This window comes from Mycolicibacter engbaekii (genome assembly GCF_002101585.1).
Lineage (GTDB): Bacteria > Actinomycetota > Actinomycetes > Mycobacteriales > Mycobacteriaceae > Mycobacterium > Mycobacterium engbaekii.
Genome location: NZ_LQOT01000010.1, coordinates 51061 through 70013 on the forward strand (window position 1 = coordinate 51061; position 18953 = coordinate 70013).

The window sequence follows — 18953 nt, forward strand, 5'->3', positions numbered from 1 at the left end:
CGTGCCCCCTCCCCCACGCCGGCGCAATTTGCGAGGTCACGGCGCGCTGCTGCGCGACGAGATCCTGGCCGCGGCCGTGCGGGTCATCGATGGCGCCGAGAGTGAAGCCGAGGTCTCACTGCGCCGGATCGCCCGGGAGGCCGGCATCGCCGCTCCATCGGTGTATGCGCACTTCGCCGACCTGGAGCGGGTGCTCGAGGCCGTCGCCGAGTCGAGCTGGATTCAGGTCTCCGACGAGATCGCCGAATACGTGCAGCACGCCACCAGCCCCCGGGAATGCCTGCTCATCGGTTGCCGGATCTATGTGGCCTTTGCCAAGCGCCACCCGCTGCGCTACACCCTGATGACTCAGAAGGGGCAGATCCCCCCGGCTGCCCGGCGGGCGCTGGCCGTGGTGACCAGAGGATTGCTGGCCTGCCGGGGGCAGGGATCCGATGCTTCCGACAGCGATTGCGACCGGATCGCCGCCGCGTTGTCCGTCGCGCTGCACGGTGTGGCGATGCTGCACCGCAGCGACGCGCCGAGCCTGTGGCTCAATGACTTCAGCACGGACGACGTGATCGCGACGCTGGTCGACAGCGCGACCCTGCAGCTGGCCGAAGCCGAACGCGTCTGAGGCGCGGCGGACGCTAACCGCCGCTGGAGGCCGGTGGCCGGGCCTGCGGCACGAATCCTTTGAGCACGTCGGGCAGGCCGGCGGACTGTTGCGGCGGCGCGCAGGTCGGCGGGCACTGGGCCAGCTGCCAGGTCTGGCAGCGATCCGTTCGAAACGCGGTGTCGCTCGGCTCGATCAGCACGACCTGCGGTTTCTTGGTCATGGCGCTGTCGAGGGTCTTCTCGCCGCTGATCCGGCGCCAATAGCAGGCTTGCCCGTCACGCGGTCCGTCCGAACGGTAGGTGCCCGGCGCAATGTCGGTGCCGACGGCGAAGGTGCCGTCGCCGTCGATCACCTGCTTGGGCGCCGGTGGGGGAGCAGGGGTCGGATCAGCCCCGGCGACCCCGGCGGCCGGCCCGCAGGCCGCCAGCGCGATCGCCGCCGCGGCGGCCAGATGGAGCGCTCTCATACCTAACGAAGGTACCGCGACCCAATCGCGGGCGGCCCGGCCTGCCGGGTACGGCTAGCGCTTGACCCCGACGGTGATCAGGTCCGACACCACCAGCGTCCAGGCGGGGCGCGCCACCCGATGCTGGTCGGTGACGGTGAAGCCGGCGTCGGTGAACAGCGTGCTCATCTCGCTGGGGGTCGGCTGTTTCGCCGGGTTCCAGCGAAGGCCCGACAAGCGCTCGAGGGGATCGGGCAGGCGGGGACTCATCGCGGTGACCGCCGCCATCCCGCCCGGCGCCAGTACCCGGTAGAACTCGCGCACGGCGGCCGGCTGGTTGAAGAAGTGGAACGCCGAGCTGGTGACCACCGCATCAAGTGACCCGTCGTCGAACGGCAACTGTTCTGCCGGACCGGTCAACCACTGCACCCGCGACGAGCGGCTGGAAGCCTCCCTCAGCATGCCCTCGGACATGTCCACGCCATAGACCGCCGCGGGGGACAGTTCGCGTTCGATGCGGTCGGCCAGGATGCCGGTGCCGCAGGCGATGTCGGCCACCCGGTCCGGTCGGTGGGACCGCAGCGCGGCGATCAGCTCGTCCTGCGCGGGACGGTAGACCCAACGCTGCAGGAACCCAGCGTCGTAGGCCGGAGCGGCAAAGCTCCAGAAGCGGGTGACGGCGTCGTTGAATGCTCGGCGCGGAGCGGGAGACGGCACAGTGTGAAATCTACCGCCAGCGCTCTGACAAGGTGTAACCCATGACCGTCTGCTACCGGCACCCCGATCGGGCCACCGCGCTGCGCTGCACCAGGTGCGAGCGCCCCATCTGCGGCGAGTGCATGCGCGGCGCCGCTGTCGGCCAACACTGTGTGGACTGCGCGCACGCTGAGGGGGGCGGCGCGGTGCGCCGGACGAACTCGCTGGTGCGCGCCGTCACCAACACGCCGGTGGCCACCTACGCGCTGATCGCGTTGAGCGTGCTGGCCTTCGTCGGGCAGCTGTCGTCGCACCAGTTCGAGTCCGAACTCGTGCTCTGGCCCCCGGCGGTGGCCGAGGGCCAGACCTACCGGCTGCTGACCTCGGCGTTCCTGCACTACGGCGCCATGCATCTGCTGCTGAACATGTGGGCGCTCTATGTGGTGGGTCCCGCGCTCGAAGGCAGCCTGGGCCGTGCGCGCTACCTCGCGCTGTACCTGCTCAGCGCGCTGGGGGGTTCGGTGACGGTCTACCTGTTGGCGCCGCTGACCTCCGCCACCGCCGGCGCCTCGGGCGCCATCTTCGGGCTGTTCGGCGCCGCGCTGATCATCGGACGGCGGCTGAATGTCGACGTCGGCTGGATCGGCGCACTGATCGTCATCAACCTGGTCTTCACCTTCACCGTGCCCAGGATCAGCTGGCAGGGGCACGTCGGCGGTCTGATCACCGGGCTGGTGATCGCGTGTGCCTATGCCTACCCCCCGACGGCGAACCGTCCCCGGATCCAGGCGGCGGCCGGTCTTGCGCTGCTGGCGCTGTTCGTCGCGCTGATCTGGTGGCGCACTGCCGAATTGGTCTCCTGATCACGAGCGTGTCATCCGCTGCAGGCCCCCGGTCGCCCCTAAGATTTCGGTGGTCCACCAGCGAGAGGATCGACCAATCGGCGCCCACGGCGACCACCCTGACATGAGTCGACCGGCCGGGAGCCGGACTCGCAGGGCCACCTCGATGCGCACCTCGGGCAGATCCCGCTGGGTTGCGCCGGCCCCGCAGGCTGCCCGGTTGGCGACCGCGCGCGCCGCGGACCGGATGCGGCGCGAGCAACGACGACCGGGCATCCACGCCCTGGACGGACTGCGCGCCCTGGCGGTGGCGCTGGTGCTGGCCGACCACGGCGGCATTCCCGGGCTGTCAGGCGGATTCATCGGCGTGGACCTGTTCTTCGTGCTGAGCGGGTTCCTGATCACGTCCCTGCTCATCGACGAACTGGGGCGGACCGGCCGGATCGATCTCGCCGGGTTCTGGATCCGGCGTATCCGCCGGCTGCTGCCGGCGCTGGTGCTCATGGTGCTGACCGTCGCGATAGCCCACGAACTGCTGCCCCAGCAGGCCGTTGCGGGCCTGCGGGAGGATGCGATCGCCGCCTTCTTCTGGGTGGCGAACTGGCGATTCGTGGCCCAGCACACCGACTACTTCACCGAGGCCGGTACCCCATCGCCGCTGCAGCACACCTGGTCGCTGGGCGTCGAGGAGCAGTACTACTTCCTGTGGCCACTGCTGCTGATCGCGATCGCCGTGGCGTGGGGCGCCCGCGCCCGGCGCCGGGGCGGCTGGGCCACGGTCGGCGGTGTGCGGCTGACCGTTTTCCTGCTTGCCAGCGCGGGTGCGGCGGCGTCGGCGACGCTGGCCGAGGTACTGGCCTCCCCGGCGTTCGGGGAAGCCCGCGACCGCGTCTACTTCGGCACCGACACCCGGGCGCAGGCGCTGCTGATCGGGGCCGCCGCGGCGGCCCTGCTGGTGGCGGACTGGCCGGCGCTGACGGCCGGCTGGTCGGTGGTGCGCACCCGGCGCGCGCTGTGGGTTGCCCGGCTGCTGCCGCTGGCCGGGCTGGCGGTGCTGGCGATGGCGGCGCACCGTGCGACCGGCAGTGTCGAGGAATTCCACGGCGGCCTGCTCACGCTGGTGGCCGTCGCCGCGATAGCCGTGATCGCCCCGGTGGCGCTGCACCAGAGCGGCCTGGTCGCCCGGGCGCTGGCCTGGTCTCCGCTGGTGTGGCTGGGGGCCATCTCCTACGGCGTGTACCTGTGGCACTGGCCGGTGTTTCTGGTCCTCAACGGTGAGCGCACCGGCTGGTCGGGCTGGGCGCTGTTCGGCGTGCGGTGCGCCGCCACCCTGCTGCTGGCGGCGGTGTCGTGGTGGGTCATCGAGGAGCCGATCCGCCGCTGGCGGCCGGCGCGGGTGTCGCTGCTGCCGCTGGGCGCGGCGGTCAGCGGCAGCGCCGTCGCCGTCACGCTGCTGGTGGTGCCCGTCGTCGACAGGCCCCGGGCCGAGAACGGCCTGACGCCGGACGTGGCCGCAGCCGCCGCGGTGTCACCGTCGCCACCGGCCCGTCGGCTGCCGCCACCGCAGGCGGTGCGGCACGATCCCAACCGCCCGCGCACCGTGTCGGTGTTCGGCGATTCGATCGGCTGGACCTTGATGCACTATCTGCCCGAAACTCCCGGCTACCACTTCATCGATCACACCGTCGTCGGGTGCAGCATCGTGCGAGCCGGCCCCTACCGCTGGGCCGGCAAGACCATCGATCAGGGCTCCGAGTGCGACGGGTGGCCGGCGCGCTGGGCTCGGCAGGTCAAGGCCGACCGGCCCGACGTCGTGCTGTTGTTCGTCGGACGCTGGGAGACCGTGGATCGGGTCAACGAAGGCCGGTGGTCGCACATCGGGGACCCGACTTTCGACGCCTACCTGACCGCCGAGCTGCGCCGCGCCCTGGACGTGCTGGAATCTGCCGGCAGCCGGGTGGTTGTCACCACCGTGCCCTACAGCCGGTATGGCGAGCGGCCCGACGGCGGCCTGTGGCCCGAGGACAAACCCGAGCGTGTCGACCGCTGGAACGCGTTGCTGCGCCGGGAAGTCGCCGGCCGTGAGGCTGTGACGGTGATCGACCTGAACAAGAAGCTGGGACCGGCGGGCACCTACACCGCCAAGGTGGACGGCATCAAGGTGCGCAGCGACGGCATTCACCTGACGCCCGAGGGGGTCAAGTGGTTGCTCCCGTGGCTGGAGGAGTCGCTGAGCTAGCTGTCGTGGCGTGAGTGCAACGTCACACCCTCGCGGGGATTCCCTATTAACTTAGTTTTGCTAACGTAGTTGTTGCGGGGGCGCGGAACGTGCCCGCGCACGTCATAAAGCAATTTCACGCGATATCCCCCTAGAGGTTTGACCATGTCCACTTCCATCGAATCCGAGGAGCGCCTCACCCGACGCGTTGCCGAGTTGGTCGCCACCGACCCGCAGTTCGCAGCCGCCCGACCCGACCCGGCGATCGCCGCCGAGCTCGAACGTCAGCCGCGGTTGGCCCAGGCGATCCAGACCGTCTTCGACGGCTACGCGCAGCGCCCCGCGCTGGGGCAACGCGCCGTCGAGTACGTCACCGACCCGGCCACCGGGCGCACCACCGCCGCGCTGCTTCCGCGTTACGACACCATCACCTACGGCGAACTGGGGCAGCGGGTCCGCGCTGCGGCGGCCGCCCTGGCCGCCGGCGCTGTGCGCCCCGGTGACCGGGTCGCGGTGCTGGGCTTCACCAGCGTCGACTACACCGTCATCGATGTGGCGCTGGCCATGATCGGTGCAGTCTCGGTGCCGCTGCAGACGTCGGCGGCCCTCAGCGCTCTGGTGCCCATCGCCGGCGAGACCGAGCCCCGTGTCATCGCCGCCAGTGTCGACTCGCTGGACGACGCGGTCGCGCTGGCCCTGACCGGTCCCGTCCCCACCCGGCTGGTGGTCTTCGACTACCACGAACAGCTCGACGACCACCGTGACGCGCTGGCCGCGGCGCGGGCGCGCCTGACGGGGTACGAAGTGGTGGTCGAGCCGCTGGGCGACCTGCTGACCCGGGGCCGGTCCTTGTCGCTGCCCAGCGACTTCGGCGGCGATCCCGACCGACTGGCCCTGTTGGTCTACACCTCCGGCAGCACCGGAGCCCCCAAGGGCGCGATGTACCCGGAGCGCAATGTGACCCGGATGTGGGTGCGGTCGGCCAAAAACTGGTTCGGCCCAACCGCTGTCTCGATCACCCTGAACTTCATGCCGATGAGCCACATCATGGGGCGCGGCATCTTGTACGGCACCCTGGGCAACGGCGGAACCGCCTACTTCAGCGCGCGCAGCGATCTGTCCACGTTCCTCGACGACCTCGCGTTGGTGCGGCCGACCGAGCTGAACTTCGTCCCCCGGATCTGGGAGATGCTCTACCAGCACTACCGCAGCGAAGTCGACGGCGTCGGCGCGGTGCGGGCGGACGCCGAAGCCGGGGTCTTGGCGCAGATGCGGGCAGAGCTGCTCGGCGGGCGGTGCATCTTCGCGATGACCGGCTCCGCACCGATCTCCGACGAACTGCGGTCCTGGGTCGATGAGCTGACCGAGCTGCACGTCAGCAACGGCTACGGCTCCACCGAGGCGGGCATGGTGCTGACGGACGGTGCGGTGCAGCGCCCGCCGGTTATCGACTACAAACTGGTTGACGTGCCGGATCTGGGCTATTTCGGCACCGACACCCCGCACCCGCGTGGCGAGCTGCTGCTCAAGACCGAGAATCTGTTCCCCGGCTACTACAAGCGGCCCGACGTGACGGCCGACGTCTTCGACGCCGACGGCTATTACCGGACCGGCGACGTGGTCGCCGAGATCGCGCCCGACCGGTTGGTCTACGTCGACCGCCGCAACAACGTGCTCAAGCTTGCGCAGGGCGAATTCGTCACCCTGGCGAAGCTGGAGGCCGTGTTCGGCAACAGCCCCCTGGTCAGCCAGATCTACGTCTACGGCAACAGCGCACAGCCCTATCTGCTGGCCGTGGTGGTCCCCACCCCGCAGGCCCAGGCCCGCTTCGGCTCCGAGGCCGACCTGAAGGCGGCGATCGGGGAGTCGCTGCAGCAGGTGGCCAAAGACGCCGACCTGCAGTCCTATGAGGTGCCCCGTGACTTCCTCATCGAGACCGAGCCGTTCACGCTCGAGAACGGACTGCTGACCGGGATCCGCAAACTGGCCTGGCCCAAGCTGAAGGCGCATTACGGCCCGCGCCTGGAACGCCGCTATGCGGAACTGGCCGCGGGGCAGGCCGATGAGCTGAGCGACCTGCGCCACAACGGCGCGCAGCGACCGGTGCTGGAGACCGTCGGGCGGGCCGCCGCGGCGTTGTTGGGGGCCGCCGCCGGCGATCTGGCGCCCGATGTGCACTTCACCGACCTGGGCGGCGACTCGCTGTCCGCTCTGACCTTCGGAAATCTGCTGCGGGACATCTTCGACGTCGACGTGCCAGTCGGCGTAATCGTCAGTCCGGCAAATGATCTGGCAGCAATAGCCAACTACATCGACGTGCAGCGCAGTGCCGAGCAAACCGGTGCCAAGCGGCCGACGTTTGCCTCGGTGCACGGTCGGGACGCCGACCATGTGGCCGCAGCCGACCTGACCCTGGACAAATTCCTCAGCGAGGCCACGCTGGCCGCGGCGGCGACGCTGCCCGGACCGTCCGAAGAGGTGCGCACCGTGCTGTTGACCGGTGCCACCGGCTTCCTCGGTCGCTACCTGGCGCTGCAGTGGCTGCAGCGGTTGGCGCCGGTGGGCGGCAAGCTGATCTGCCTGGTGCGGGCGAAGTCCGACCGGGAAGCCCGCCGTCGCCTCGACAGTGTCTTCGACAGCGGAGACGAGCAGTTGCTGGCCCGCTACACCGAGTTGGCCGACGGGCATCTGGAGGTTATCGCCGGTGACAAGGGCGAGGCCAATCTGGGTCTGGAGCAACAGGTTTGGCAGCGTCTGGCAGACACGGTCGATGTCATCGTCGACCCGGCCGCCTTGGTCAACCACGTGCTGCCCTACAGCGAGCTGTTCGGGCCCAACGCGCTTGGCACCGCGGAGCTCATCCGGCTCGCGCTCACCGGAAAGATCAAGCCCTTCACCTACTTCTCCACGATCGGTGTCGGCGACCAGGTTCCGATGGGCGCTTTCACCGAAGACGCCGACGTGCGCGTGATGAGTCCGGTCCGGGCGATCAACGACGCCTACGCCAACGGGTACGGCACCAGCAAGTGGGCCGGCGAGGTGCTGCTGCGCGAGGCCAACGACCTGTGCGGCCTGCCGGTGGCAGTGTTCCGCTGCGACATGATCCTGGCCGACACCAGCTACGCCGGCCAGCTCAACCTGCCCGACATGTTCACCCGGATGATGTTCAGCCTGGTGGCCACCGGGGTGGCGCCCGGATCCTTCTACGAGCTGAGTCACGACGGCCACCGGCAGCGCGCCCACTACGACGGTCTGCCGGTGGAGTTCATCGCCGAGGCGTCCACAACCCTGGCCGCGGCGGCAGGCGGGGGCTACACCACCTATCACGTGATGAACCCCTACGACGACGGGCTGGGAATGGATGAGTTCGTCGACTGGCTCATCGAGGCCGGCTACCCGATCCGGCGGATCGCCGACTACGGCGACTGGCTGCAGCGGTTCGAGACCACGCTGCGTGCGCTGCCCGAACACCAGCGCCAGGCGTCACTGCTGCCGCTGCTGCACAACTATCAGAAGCCGCAGCCGCCGATCTGCGGGTCGATCGCTCCGACGGACAGGTTCCGGGCAGCGGTCCAGTCAGCCGGAATCGGGCCGGATCCTGAGCATGCCGACATCCCGCACGTGACCCCGGCAGTGATCGTCAAGTACGTCACCGATCTGCAACTGCTCGGCCTGCTCTGAGAGAAACGCGCGAATAGCGGTTACCGCGAAGAGGTTTCGGGTAACCGCACGGCGTCACCGGTAGCGCTTCCGGTGTCGCTGCAGGCGACTTGCGTTTGACGGTCCGGTGTTTCGATGCGACCATGGTGGCAATTGCCCCGACATGCCCGTGTGTCCTGGCCGGAAGGAGGTGAGGGCGAAGTGAGTTCTAGTGACGGTCCACATCCGTATCCGTGTTCGATGACCGATCTGTTCCTCACCGGCTCCGGCGCCTGCGCTGCGGTCTGAATCTCAGTTCCGCCAAACCCTGGCGATTGGGCCGGCCGGTGACTTTCCCGGCAGGAGATAATCATGGGTCCCTTTATCACCGGTGTTCTTGCTCTCGACGGCTCGACCACGCCTTCGGCGGCTGGCCGTCGGCCGAACCGGCTGCGTCGGCACCTGGCCGCTCGCCGCGAGATGGGTCGCGACCAGCGCGCTGAGCGCTACGTCGCACACATGCCGACCGCGGTGCTCGGCGCCTGCTGAGGCCCGACGCGCGAGCCGATCGCAAACGCGACGCAACGGGGCGTTTGCCCACGTTGCGTCGCGTTTGCGGTCGGCTAGGCCTGGACGATGATCGGGTCGCCGAGCCGCACCGTGTTGAAGTACCACGCGGCGTCGTCGGGGCTGAGGTTGATGCAGCCGTGGCTGACGTTGGAGTAACCCTGCGAACCCACCGACCAGGGAGCGGAGTGCACGTATACGCCGCTCCATGTGACCCGAACGGCGTACTCGCCGTTGATCAGATAGCCCTCGGGGTCATTGAGTGGAATGCCGATGGTGCGTGAATCGAACTTGATGGTGCGCTCTTTCGACAGCGCGGTGAACGAGCCGGTCGGGGTGGGACGCTTCGGCTTACCCATCGATGCGGCCATGATCCGCTGGACGTCGCCGTTGATGCTGACGGTGAAGGTGTGGTCGGAGATGTCGGCGAGCCCGACCACCGCGTCGCCGGTCTCGAAGCCGGTCGACATCCCGTGGGCATCGACGCTGATCTTGCTGTGCGGCGCCCAGTAGCTGTCGGGGACCCACTGCACGACATCGCTGTCCGTCCACTCGAAATGGCCGACCGGCTTGCCCGGGGCGTCGATCCGGATGCCCCGTTCGGCGGCCGCCCGGTCGCCTACCGGTCCGGCGAAGGTCACGATCACCGGGTAAGCCACCCCGACGACCGAGCCGGCGGCCGGTTCGATCGCGGCGACGGCAGGCCCGCTCGCCGGCGACGTCAGAGCGGCCTGGCTGACGCCGGCCGTCGTCCCCACGGATCCGAACACCAGGCCCACCGACCCGGCGATCGCCACGATTCCCCGCCACACATTGCGCATGGCGTCCATTGTGCCAACTGCGGCGCGGTCAGTGCAGGGTCAGTCGGTTTCCGAGGCGGTGAGGAGGTTTCCCCAGGCCGCCTCGGTGCCCGTCGAGCCGATGTTGTGGATCGCAAGCATCGACCCGCTGGCCAGCGCGATCACCACGGCCACGACCCCGGCCCGTAGCAGTGGACCGACTTTGCTGCCGCGGGACAGTGCTACGTGCAGGCCGGCGAGCAGCGCGGTGGCGATCGCCAGACCCACGGCCATATAGAGGCCATAACCTCCGGCGGCCATGTGCGCGTCCAGCTCGGGCGAGCCGGCGAACCTTCCGGTTCCGGCCAGCCATTCGCCGGCCGTCACCGTCAGCGGAGTCACCAGCAGCGTGATGGTCGAAAAGACCACCAGCAGCCAGACCAGCCGCCGCCTGGCCGCCGGCCACAGTGCGCACACGATCAGCAGTACGGCGGTGATCGGCACCAGCGCCACCACCACGTGCAGCAACAGCATGTGCGCGGGCAACCCGGCGATCGTCGACATCGGCATCCTCTCGGTCCGGCGGTCAGGCGGTGCGGGCGGCGTGGGCCGCCGCCGATTCCGGCAGTGGTTCGTAGCGGGCGAACTCGCGGGTGAACGAACCGGCGCCATGCGTCAACGAGCGTAAGTCCACCGCGTACCGGATGAGCTCGATCTGGGGCACTTCGGCCTTCACGCAGCTGCGGCCGGTGCCGACCGTATCGGTGCCGAGCACCCGGGCGCGGCGGGCGGACAGATCGCCCAGCACCGCGCCCACCAGGTCGTCGGGAATCAGCACGCTGACAGCGTCGAGCGGCTCGAGCAGACGCACCGCGCCGGGCGCGGCGGCATCGCGCAGGGCGGCGGCACCGGCCAGTTGGAACGCGACATCGGAGGAGTCGACACTGTGCGCCTTACCGTCGACCAGGGTGACCCGGATGTCGACCACCGGATAGCCGCCGGTGTCGGTGGTCAGGCCACGCTCCATCTGCGCGCGGACACCCTTGGCCACGCTCGGGATGAACTGCCGGGGTACGGCACCGCCGACCACGCGGTCGACGAATTCGAAACCGCTGCCCGGCACCAACGGCTCGACCTCGATATCGCAGATCGCGTACTGGCCGTGACCGCCGGACTGCTTGACGTGACGTCCGTGGCCTTTGGCCTTGGCGCAGAACGTCTCCCGCAGCGCCACCCGCAGCGCAACCGTGTCCACCGATACCGCGTAGCGGTGGGCCAGCGCGTCCAGGACGATGCCCGAGTGCGCTTCGCCCATGCACCACAGCACGGTCTGATGGGTCTCCGGATTCCGCTCGATGCGCAGGCTCGTATCCTCGGCGGCCACCCGGGCCAATCCAACGGCCAGCTTCTCCTCGTCGGACTTGGTGTGCGGCTCGACGGCGACGGGAAGCAGCGGATGCGGCATCGGCCAGGGTTTGCACACCAGAGGTTCGTCCTTGCCGGACAGGGTGTCGCCGGTCTCGGCATGGCTGAGGCGGCCGACGGTGCAGATGTCCCCGGCGATCGCGACGGTGGCGGGGCGCTGTTGCCTGCCGAACGGAAACGCCAGCGTCCCGATTCGATCGTCTTCGTCGTGATCGGCACGGCCGGCGGCGTCGCCGAAGAAATCGGCGCAATGACCGCTGACGTGAATCCCGCTGTCCTGGTGGATGGTTCCGGAGAACACCCGGACCAGGCTGATCCGCCCGAGGTAGGGATCCGTGGTGGTCCGCACGACTTCGGCCACCAGCGGCCCGTCCGGATCGCAGCTGAGCCCGGAGCGTGCCACGCCGCTGGGGCTGTACACCTCCGGGAGCAGATGCTCCGCCGGCGCGGGAAAGCCGGTTGTGACGACGTCGAGCAGTTCGCCTATTCCGGCGCCGGTGTTGCTGCACACCGGGATGACCGGGAAAAACGAACCACGCGCCACCGCCCGGTGCAGGTCGGCGGCCAGTACCGCGGGGTCGATCGGCTCGCCGGCCAGATAACGGTCCAACAGTGACTCGTCCTCGGATGCCTCGATGATCGCCTCGATCAGCGCGCGGCGCTGGTCCTCGGCGCCGGGTACCGGACAGGAGTCGGCGGCCAGCAGCCCGATCAATCCGGAGCCGCCCGCCGGCCCGGGCACATACAGGGGCAGCAACTCGTGACCGAACGCGGCGCGGGCGGCATCGAGCTGCCCGGGGAAGTCGGCCCGCGGGTGGTCCAGCTTGGTCACCACCACAGCGCGCGGCATGGCGGCCCGGCCGCACTCGCGCCACAGTGCGGCGGCCGTGTCATCGAGGTGGTCGTTGGCTGCGATCACGAACAGCGCGCCGTCGGCGGCCCGCAACCCGGCGCGCAGGTCGCCGAGGAAATCGGCATAACCCGGGGTGTCGATCAGGTTCACCTTGACGCCGTCGTGGGCCAGTGAGGCGCAGGCGACCCCGACCGATCGCTGCTGCCGAAGTTCGGACTCGTCGTAGTCGCAGACCGTGGTGCCGTCGGCGATGCAACCGGCCCGCGGCAATATCCCGGCGGACACCAGCATTGCCTCCACCAACGTGGTTTTGCCCGAACCGGGCGGACCGACCAGGACGACATTGCGAATGGCGGCCGGAGTGGTCGCAGTCGGGGCGGCGCTCGTACCCCGTGACGTCCCGGTCTTGTCTGCCATGGCAGCCTCCTCCGCAGTTCAGCCTTCCCTCAACGGGCGCTGAGCACAAGGGCTGCGACCCGGCTGCGTTTGCCGAGCTGATGAGTAGCGTTTGCCAGCCGGATTGGCGGTTCCGGTAAGCTTGGCATTCTTGTTTTGGCCAGTACAGCGTGTGCGACATCCCGAAGACGTGCCCGGGTCCGAGCTGCCTCGACCACGGCCCAACCGCAGGAGGTATGACGTATGAGCAGAGCGCATCGCCCGGGCCGGTGGCGGCTGCTCAGCGTGATATCGGCCGCAATCGCTACCGCGGGACTGGTCGCCGCGCCGGTTGGGGCCGTACCCAGTTTGCCCGCTTTTCCGCTCGACCCGTCGGCGATGGTTGCGCAGGTCGGTCCCGCAGTGGTGAACATCGACGCTCAGATGGGCTACCAGAGCGCCGTCGGCGCCGGGACGGGCATCGTCTTGGACCCGAGCGGCGTGGTCCTGACCAACAACCACGTCGTCGCCGGTGCCACCAACCTCACGGCGGTCTCGGTGGCCAACGGCCAGGCCTATGACGTCGACGTGCTCGGCTTCGACCGCAGCCACGACGTGGCGGTGCTGCAGCTGCGCGGTGCCGACGGTCTGCCCGCGGCCAACATCGGCAACTCCTCGCGGGTCGCCATCGGTGACCCGGTGGTCGCGATGGGCAACGCCGGCGGTCACGGCGGCACCCCCAGTGCGGTGCCCGGCCGGGTGATCGGCCTGAACCAGACCGTCTCGGCGGTCGACGAGCTCACCGGTAGCACCGAGACCCTGACCAACATGATCAAGGCGGACACGGCGATCCGGCCCGGCGACTCCGGCGGTCCGATGGTGAACGCCGCCGGGCAGGTGATCGGGATGAACACCGCGGCCTCGGACAACTACAAGTTCGCCCAGCCGGGCGGCGAGGGCTACGCGATTCCGATCGACCAGGCGATGGCCATCGCCAACCAGATCCGGGCAGGTATCCCGTCGGCCACCGTGCACATCGGGGCGACGGCGTTCATGGGTGTCGGGGTGATCGACGGCAACGGCGGCGCGCGGGTGGCCCAGGTGCTCGACGGCACTCCGGCGTCGGCCACCGGCATCGCGCGCGACGACATCATCACCTCGGTCGACGGCCGGCCTGTCAACTCACCCACCGACCTGACCGATGTACTGGACCAGCGTCACCCCGGTGACACCGTCACGTTGACGTGGCGGGACCCGGGCGGCGGCGAGCACACTGCCACCGTCACGCTGGTTCCGGGCCCGGTCGGCTGACGCTATAGGCCCGCGTGATCTCTAAGCGTTACAACAGCGAAGCACGGCTGTCCTGGGTGCTGGCTGGCCTGGCCGGGGTACTGGCCGCCACGGCCTACACCCATTCCGAGGGCTACTTCGTCACCTTCATGACCGGCAACGCCGGGCGGGCGGTGCTCGGGGTGTTCACCGACAGCCAGTGGATGTCGATCTCGGCTGCGGCCCTGCTGGTGTCCTTCATCTCCGGGGTGGTGATCGCCTCCCTGTGCCATCGCCATGTCTGGCGCAGCCGGCCGCACGGTGCGCTGCGACTGACCGGGGTGTCGCTGCTGGCCGCGACCGTGACCGACTGGATCGAGGGCGGACCGGCGCTGCCGGTGCCGCTGCTGCCGATCCTGCTGGTCGCGTTCGGGGTGGGCGCGCTGAACACCACGTTCGTCCGCGACGGCGAAGTGTCGATCCCGTTGAGCTACGTGACGGGAACGGTGGTGAAGTTCGGTCAGGGCATCGAGCGCCACATCAGTGGCGGCACGGTGCACGACTGGCTGGGCCATTTCATGTTGCTGTTCGGCTATATGTCCGGGGCGGCAGTCGGTGGCGTCATCAGCATCTTCGTCGGTGGTACCTGGATGTTGGCCACCGCCACCTGCGTCTGTCTGATGGCAACCTGGTACAGCCACCGCTACGTCGACCGTCGCGGACTGTGGCGCTGACCGCTCGCCACAGCTGTTCCGGCCGCACGCAACGGAACCCGGACTGCTGACACCCCGGCGGTAGCCGGTCTGGTGCACGCGCCGCATGGCTTCCCCGATGTCGTGGACACTGCTGCCGTTGGTCGGTACTGACCCCACATACACGTCGGCAGCAGTGCTGGTTCGCACTGCTGCCGACGAGGGATCGACTCAGGTGGGGTCGATGCCGACCCCGAGGGTGCGCTGGATGTCCGGCTTCATCGCGACCAGCTGCTCGTTCCAGTACGGCCAGTCGTGCGTGCCGTTGGCCGGGAAGTTGAACACGCCGTTGTTGCCGCCGGCCGCCGCGTAGTTCTGCTGGAACTGCTGGTTGGTGCGCAGTGTCAGGCTCTCCAGGAACTTGGCGGGCAGGTTGTTGCCGCCGAGGTCGCTCGGTGTGCCGTTGCCGCAGTAGACCCAGATCCGGGTGCGGTTGGCCACCAGCCGCGGGATCTGCACCATGGCGTCGTTACGCCGCCAGGCGGGGTCGGACGACGGGCCCCACATGCTGTTGGCGTTGAAACCGCCGGCATCGTTCATCGCCAGCCCGATCAGCGTCGGCCACCAACCCTCCGAGGGGTTCAGGAATCCCGAAAGCGCTGCTGCATAGGGGAACTGCTGCGGGTAGTAGGACGCCAGGACCAGCGCTGAACCGCCCGCCATGGACAGTCCCACCACGGCGTTGCCGTAGGGCGACACGCTCTTGTTGGCCTGCAGCCAGGTGGGCAGCTCCCGGGTCAGGAAGGTCTCCCACTTGTAGGTGTAGTTCTGCCCGTTGCCCTGCGACGGCTGGTACCAGTCCGAGTAGAAGCTGGACTGCCCGCCGACCGGCATGATCACCGACAAACCGGACTGGTAGTACTCCTCGAACGCCGGGGTGTTGATGTCCCAGCCGTTGAAGTCATCCTGGGCGCGCAGCCCGTCGAGCAGGTACACCGCGTGGGCACCGCCCGGCTGGAACTGCACCTTGATGTCGCGGCCCATCGACGGCGAGGGCACCTGCAGGTATTCCACCGGCAGGCCGGGGCGGGAGAACGCCGACGCGTTGCCCGAACCACCGACAACGCCGACGAGGCCGCTCAGTAGCGCGGCCCCCACCGCCGCGACCATCAGCCGGCGCGGTAGCCGGCTCGCCGCGTGACGCAACTTCTCAACGCTGTTCATAGCTGTATTCCCATCCCAATGTCGTGCTGTCTAGCCCTTGTGCACGGAGTCAAACACGAGCCGGCGCCGTGTCCCGTTCGCCGCCACGGGATTTCATATCGCGGTTCGGCAACGATTGAGATTCGGAGCGGACTCGCACCGGCCGGGGGGGATATTTGGGTGGGCATATAGTCGACGTAATCACCGACGGAGAGGCAGGTCATGCAGGCCAGTGCTGGGAACGCCGCGGGCCCATTGGCCGGGGTGCGGGTGATCGAGATCGGCAGCTTCGTCGCCGTGCCGCTCGCCGGAATGACGCTGGCTCAACTGGGCTGCGACGTGGTGCGCATCGATCCGATCGGCGGTGCGGCCGACTACCGGCGCTGGCCGGTCACCGACGACGGCAACTCGATCTATTGGACGGGCCTGAACAAGGGAAAGCGCTCGGTGGTTGCCGATCTGCGCGCCCCGGCGGGCCAGCGCGTGGTGCAGCGCCTGATCGCCGACGGCGGTGTGCTGCTGACGAATATGGCTGGCCGCCAATGGCTTTCCTACGAAACGCTGGCGGCGGAGCGCCCCGATCTGATCCATCTCGAAGTGCTCGGACGCGCTGACGGTTCGACAGCGGTCGACTACACGATCAACGCGGGTGTCGGCTTTCCGTTGGTCACCGGGCCCAGCGACTACGCCGCGCCGATCAACCACGTGCTGCCGGCCTGGGATATCGCCTGCGGTCTGCACGCCGCGCTGGCGGTGTCGGCCGCGGTGCATCGCCGCGACCACACCGGCGCGGGCAGCCGCATCCGGCTGGCGCTCGAGGATGTCGCGCTGGGCACCGCCAGCGCCCTGGGCTTCCTCACCGAGGCCATGGTGAACGGCGCGCGCCGCGAGCGCATCGGCAACGCCGTCTACGGCCAGTACGGCCAGAGTTTCACCAGCGCCGATGGCGTGTCGTTCATGGTGGTGACGCTGACCGACCGGCACTTCCGCGATCTGGCCGCGTTGACCGGATCGACTGAAGTCATTGCCGCCCTGGCGCAGGCGCGAGGCATCGATTTCGGTGACGAAGGTCAGCGTTATACCCACCGCGACTTGCTGACCGGGCTGTTCAGCGGCTGGTTCGCCGAGCGGCCCGCGGCGCAGGTGCAAGCCGCGCTGGTGCAGACGTCGCTGCTGTGGGACCGCTACCGCAGCTTTGCCGAGGTGGCGGCCGACGAGCGCCTGCGCGACAACCCGATGTTTGCCGCGCTGGATCAGCCATCGGTGGGGCAGTACCTGGCCGCCGGGCTGCCGGCGTCCATCGACGGGGCCCACCCGCCCGCCGTCGCGGCACCCACGCTGGGTGCCCACACCGCCGCGATGCTGGCCGGCCGGCTGGGAATGAGCGGCGAAGAGATCGACGAACTGCGCCAAAGTGGCGCGGTGGCTACGGAATAACGAGGAAGCAGGGTAGATGCGTACATTCGGATCGATCGACGAGCTTGCCGCTTGCCAGGGCGAGGTGATCGGCCACAGCGATTGGGTGACCATCACCCAGGAGGCCGTCAACCTGTTCGCCGACGCGACCGGTGACCATCAGTGGATTCACGTCGACCCCGAGCGGGCGGCGACCGGGCCCTTCGGAACCACCATCGCCCACGGCTACATGACGCTGGCCATGCTGCCGCAGCTGATGCACCAGATCAGCCGCGTCGACGGCGTCAAGCTGGCGATCAACTACGGGCTGAACAAGGTGCGCTTCCCGGCCCCGGTCCCGGTGGGCTCCAGGATCCAGGCGCAGACCTCGGTGGTCGAGGTGGCCGATGTCGGCGGTGGAGCGCACCAGGTGACGTACTCGACGACGGTGTCCATCGAAGGCGGGGCCAAGCCGGCCTGCGTCGCAGAGAGCGTCGTGCGCTACATGTTCTGAGGGCGGCCCGGCTTCGCGTCCCGGCCTCGCGGGCGGGACGCGAAGTAGTGGGCCAGGATCGCCGCGATCTGCAGGAATCGGCGGCGGGTAGCCGGCGCCATCTCGGTCATCACGTCGATCACGCCGCCGGGCCGCAGGTGCGGGTCGAACGGTACCTCCACCACCGCCTGCCCGTGCTGGAGGAACTGCGCGACCAGGGCCGCTCGGGTGCGCTTGTCGGCGTGGCCGTCGGAGTCGTTGAGCACCACCACAGTGCGCTGCAGCAACCCGCCCTGGCCGCGGTCGGCCAGCCATTCCATGGTCTTGGCGGCCGCGCCGGCGCCATCAGCCCACGGCGAGGACACCACGATCAGTGCGTCGAGATCACGCAGCGCCTCCTGGGTCACCGGTGAATCCATGGTCGAGCCGCAGTCGACGATCGAGATGGTGAAGTGCCGGTCCAGGCGCAGCGCCGCCTCGCGGTACAACGCCGCGTCCAAGATCCGGCGCCGACCCGCGGCCGGCTCACCCACCAGGACGTAAAGCCCCGCCGCATTCGCGCCCACCCGGCTGCTGATGTCGGCAAAGGACTGCAAGCCCTGATCGGCTGCCAGGTCCCAGTAGGAACTGGTGGCGCGGGGATCGATTCGGCTGCCGAGCCGACCGAATGCGGTGTCGGCGTCGACGGCCAGCACGTGATCCGCCCGGCGCAGTGCCGCGAATATCGACCCGACGCTGGCGGCCACGGTGGTCTTGCCCACGCCGCCCTTGCCCAGCACGCCGACCTTGTAGACGCCGTTGGGCATCGACCGGACGGCCATCTGGTAGGCCGCTTCTTCACGCTCGTCCGGCGACGGACCCAGGTTGATCAGGCCCAGCGTCGCCGACAACACCACACGCCGCCAGCCGCGGGTGGGCTGCGGCCGCAGCACCGGCCCCGGCTGGGGAAACGGCGGCGGCCGCAGCGGCTGCTGCTGAACCGGCCCGAAGGGCCGCGGCTGCTGCTGTGGCGGCGGCACCCGCTTTCGCAGGAAGTCGTCGGCTGCGTTCATGGGCTCCTCGAGGCATACGACAAGCGGCACGGCCGGGTGGCCCGACAACACTGCAGCTTAGTCGCGCAGGTCCCCGCCTCAGGCGAGCCCAGTCCGAAGCAGCCGACGGCCGCCTCGATCAGCAGTCGTAGTACAGCGCGAACTCGTAGGGATGCGGGCGCAGGTTCACCGGCGCGATCTCGTTCTCGCGCTTGAAGTTGATCCAGTTCTCGATCACGTCCGGGGTGAACACGCCGCCCTCGGTGAGGTATTCGTGGTCGGCTTCCAGATTGTCGATCACCTCGGAAAGCGATGTCGGAGCCTGCGAGATCGAGGCCGCTTCGTCGGCAGGCAGCTCGTAGAGGTCCTTGTCGACCGGGGCCGCCGGTTCGATCTTGTTCTTGATGCCGTCGATGCCGGCCATCAGCATCGC

At 69.0% G+C, this 18953-nt stretch carries 16 protein-coding genes and 1 pseudogene; 9 read left to right on the top strand and 8 right to left on the bottom strand.

Going from position 1 to position 18953, the window contains the following annotated elements; all coding sequences use genetic code 11:
• Position 1 precedes the first annotated feature (1 nt).
• Positions 2-616 carry a TetR/AcrR family transcriptional regulator gene (locus AWC02_RS01790; protein ID WP_234808760.1) on the top strand — a complete coding sequence of 205 codons (615 nt, stop codon included), beginning with the start codon at positions 2-4 and terminating at the stop codon, positions 614-616.
• 13 nt (positions 617-629) lie between these two features.
• Here the strand turns inward: AWC02_RS01790 and AWC02_RS01795 are convergent, their stop codons facing one another.
• Together AWC02_RS01795 and AWC02_RS01800 are read right to left on the bottom strand one after the other, a co-directional pair.
• Entirely contained in the window at positions 630-1064 is a 435-nt protein-coding gene (locus AWC02_RS01795) for a hypothetical protein (RefSeq protein WP_085126671.1), read from the bottom strand.
• A 54-nt stretch (positions 1065-1118) separates the two neighbouring features.
• Complete coding sequence (locus AWC02_RS01800) at positions 1119-1760, bottom strand: class I SAM-dependent methyltransferase (protein WP_085126673.1); 642 nt, start codon at positions 1758-1760, stop codon at positions 1119-1121.
• A 41-nt stretch (positions 1761-1801) separates the two neighbouring features.
• Between AWC02_RS01800 and AWC02_RS01805 the strand changes: the two genes are divergently transcribed.
• The 4 genes from AWC02_RS01805 to AWC02_RS21790 all read left to right on the top strand — a co-directional run bounded on the left by AWC02_RS01805 (position 1802) and on the right by AWC02_RS21790 (position 8987).
• Positions 1802-2602, top strand: coding sequence for a rhomboid family intramembrane serine protease (locus tag AWC02_RS01805; RefSeq protein WP_085126674.1), 801 nt, complete (start codon positions 1802-1804; stop codon positions 2600-2602).
• 145 nt (positions 2603-2747) lie between these two features.
• The gene (locus AWC02_RS01810) at positions 2748-4820 is read left to right on the top strand and encodes an SGNH/GDSL hydrolase family protein (protein ID WP_085126676.1); all 2073 of its coding nucleotides are present in this window, start codon (positions 2748-2750) and stop codon (positions 4818-4820) included.
• 144 nt (positions 4821-4964) lie between these two features.
• Positions 4965-8480 (top strand): carboxylic acid reductase, encoded by a 3516-nt coding sequence (car, locus tag AWC02_RS01815; RefSeq protein ID WP_085126678.1) that lies wholly within the window; start codon positions 4965-4967, stop codon positions 8478-8480.
• A gap of 330 nt (positions 8481-8810) precedes the next feature.
• Positions 8811-8987 (top strand): hypothetical protein, encoded by a 177-nt coding sequence (locus tag AWC02_RS21790; RefSeq protein ID WP_165757823.1) that lies wholly within the window; start codon positions 8811-8813, stop codon positions 8985-8987.
• 74 nt (positions 8988-9061) lie between these two features.
• On the opposite strand, the gene AWC02_RS01820 is transcribed toward AWC02_RS21790, so the two are convergent.
• The 3 genes from AWC02_RS01820 to AWC02_RS01830 are packed head-to-tail and all read right to left on the bottom strand — an operon-like array spanning position 9062 to position 12479.
• Positions 9062-9826 carry a L,D-transpeptidase gene (locus tag AWC02_RS01820; RefSeq protein WP_085126696.1) on the bottom strand — a complete coding sequence of 255 codons (765 nt, stop codon included), beginning with the start codon at positions 9824-9826 and terminating at the stop codon, positions 9062-9064.
• A 39-nt stretch (positions 9827-9865) separates the two neighbouring features.
• Positions 9866-10348, bottom strand: a complete 483-nt coding sequence (locus AWC02_RS01825; protein ID WP_085126698.1) for a hypothetical protein — start codon at positions 10346-10348, stop codon at positions 9866-9868.
• Positions 10349-10370: 22 nt separating this feature from the next.
• A complete protein-coding gene (locus AWC02_RS01830; RefSeq protein WP_085126680.1) occupies positions 10371-12479 on the bottom strand; it encodes an elongation factor G-like protein EF-G2 in 2109 nt (702 codons plus the stop codon).
• Between the two features lie 222 nt (positions 12480-12701).
• Between AWC02_RS01830 and AWC02_RS01835 the strand changes: the two genes are divergently transcribed.
• Together AWC02_RS01835 and AWC02_RS01840 are read left to right on the top strand one after the other, a co-directional pair.
• Positions 12702-13748: a S1C family serine protease gene (locus AWC02_RS01835; protein WP_085126682.1), complete on the top strand. Its 1047-nt coding sequence runs from the start codon at positions 12702-12704 to the stop codon at positions 13746-13748.
• A gap of 14 nt (positions 13749-13762) precedes the next feature.
• Positions 13763-14440, top strand: coding sequence for a YoaK family protein (locus AWC02_RS01840; RefSeq protein ID WP_085126684.1), 678 nt, complete (start codon positions 13763-13765; stop codon positions 14438-14440).
• 189 nt (positions 14441-14629) lie between these two features.
• Here AWC02_RS01840 and ag85C read toward each other — a convergent pair whose 3' ends face one another.
• Positions 14630-15622 (bottom strand): diacylglycerol acyltransferase/mycolyltransferase Ag85C, encoded by a 993-nt coding sequence (gene ag85C / locus AWC02_RS01845; RefSeq protein WP_085126686.1) that lies wholly within the window; start codon positions 15620-15622, stop codon positions 14630-14632.
• A gap of 201 nt (positions 15623-15823) precedes the next feature.
• On the opposite strand from ag85C, the gene AWC02_RS01850 reads away from it, so the two are divergent.
• Both AWC02_RS01850 and AWC02_RS01855 read left to right on the top strand, forming a co-directional pair.
• Positions 15824-17038 (top strand): CoA transferase, encoded by a 1215-nt coding sequence (locus AWC02_RS01850; RefSeq protein ID WP_085126688.1) that lies wholly within the window; start codon positions 15824-15826, stop codon positions 17036-17038.
• A 16-nt stretch (positions 17039-17054) separates the two neighbouring features.
• Entirely contained in the window at positions 17055-17510 is a 456-nt protein-coding gene (locus AWC02_RS01855; protein ID WP_085126690.1) for a MaoC family dehydratase, read from the top strand.
• On the opposite strand, the gene AWC02_RS01860 is transcribed toward AWC02_RS01855, so the two are convergent.
• On the bottom strand, positions 17498-18541 hold the full coding sequence (locus AWC02_RS01860) for a MinD/ParA family ATP-binding protein (protein ID WP_207567974.1): 1044 nt from the start codon (positions 18539-18541) through the stop codon (positions 17498-17500). The two genes, AWC02_RS01855 and AWC02_RS01860, sit on opposite strands and share 13 nt — an antisense overlap.
• A 118-nt stretch (positions 18542-18659) precedes the next feature.
• Positions 18660-18953, bottom strand: a pseudogene (locus AWC02_RS01865) (glutamine synthetase); the annotation flags it as partial.

What these genes read in the sequence shown, in the direction of transcription:
- AWC02_RS01830 (WP_085126680.1), bottom strand. Translation starts at nt 12,479, where the DNA reads ATGGCAGACAAGACCGGGACGTCACGGGGTACGAGCGCCGCCCCGACT.
- AWC02_RS01850 (WP_085126688.1), top strand. Translation starts at nt 15,824, where the DNA reads ATGCAGGCCAGTGCTGGGAACGCCGCGGGCCCATTGGCCGGGGTGCGG.
- car (WP_085126678.1), top strand. Translation starts at nt 4,965, where the DNA reads ATGTCCACTTCCATCGAATCCGAGGAGCGCCTCACCCGACGCGTTGCC.
- AWC02_RS01820 (WP_085126696.1), bottom strand. Translation starts at nt 9,826, where the DNA reads ATGCGCAATGTGTGGCGGGGAATCGTGGCGATCGCCGGGTCGGTGGGC.
- AWC02_RS01825 (WP_085126698.1), bottom strand. Translation starts at nt 10,348, where the DNA reads ATGTCGACGATCGCCGGGTTGCCCGCGCACATGCTGTTGCTGCACGTG.
- AWC02_RS01805 (WP_085126674.1), top strand. Translation starts at nt 1,802, where the DNA reads ATGACCGTCTGCTACCGGCACCCCGATCGGGCCACCGCGCTGCGCTGC.
- AWC02_RS01810 (WP_085126676.1), top strand. Translation starts at nt 2,748, where the DNA reads ATGCGCACCTCGGGCAGATCCCGCTGGGTTGCGCCGGCCCCGCAGGCT.
- AWC02_RS01860 (WP_207567974.1), bottom strand. Translation starts at nt 18,541, where the DNA reads ATGAACGCAGCCGACGACTTCCTGCGAAAGCGGGTGCCGCCGCCACAG.
- ag85C (WP_085126686.1), bottom strand. Translation starts at nt 15,622, where the DNA reads ATGAACAGCGTTGAGAAGTTGCGTCACGCGGCGAGCCGGCTACCGCGC.
- AWC02_RS21790 (WP_165757823.1), top strand. Translation starts at nt 8,811, where the DNA reads ATGGGTCCCTTTATCACCGGTGTTCTTGCTCTCGACGGCTCGACCACG.
- AWC02_RS01855 (WP_085126690.1), top strand. Translation starts at nt 17,055, where the DNA reads ATGCGTACATTCGGATCGATCGACGAGCTTGCCGCTTGCCAGGGCGAG.
- AWC02_RS01795 (WP_085126671.1), bottom strand. Translation starts at nt 1,064, where the DNA reads ATGAGAGCGCTCCATCTGGCCGCCGCGGCGGCGATCGCGCTGGCGGCC.
- AWC02_RS01835 (WP_085126682.1), top strand. Translation starts at nt 12,702, where the DNA reads ATGAGCAGAGCGCATCGCCCGGGCCGGTGGCGGCTGCTCAGCGTGATA.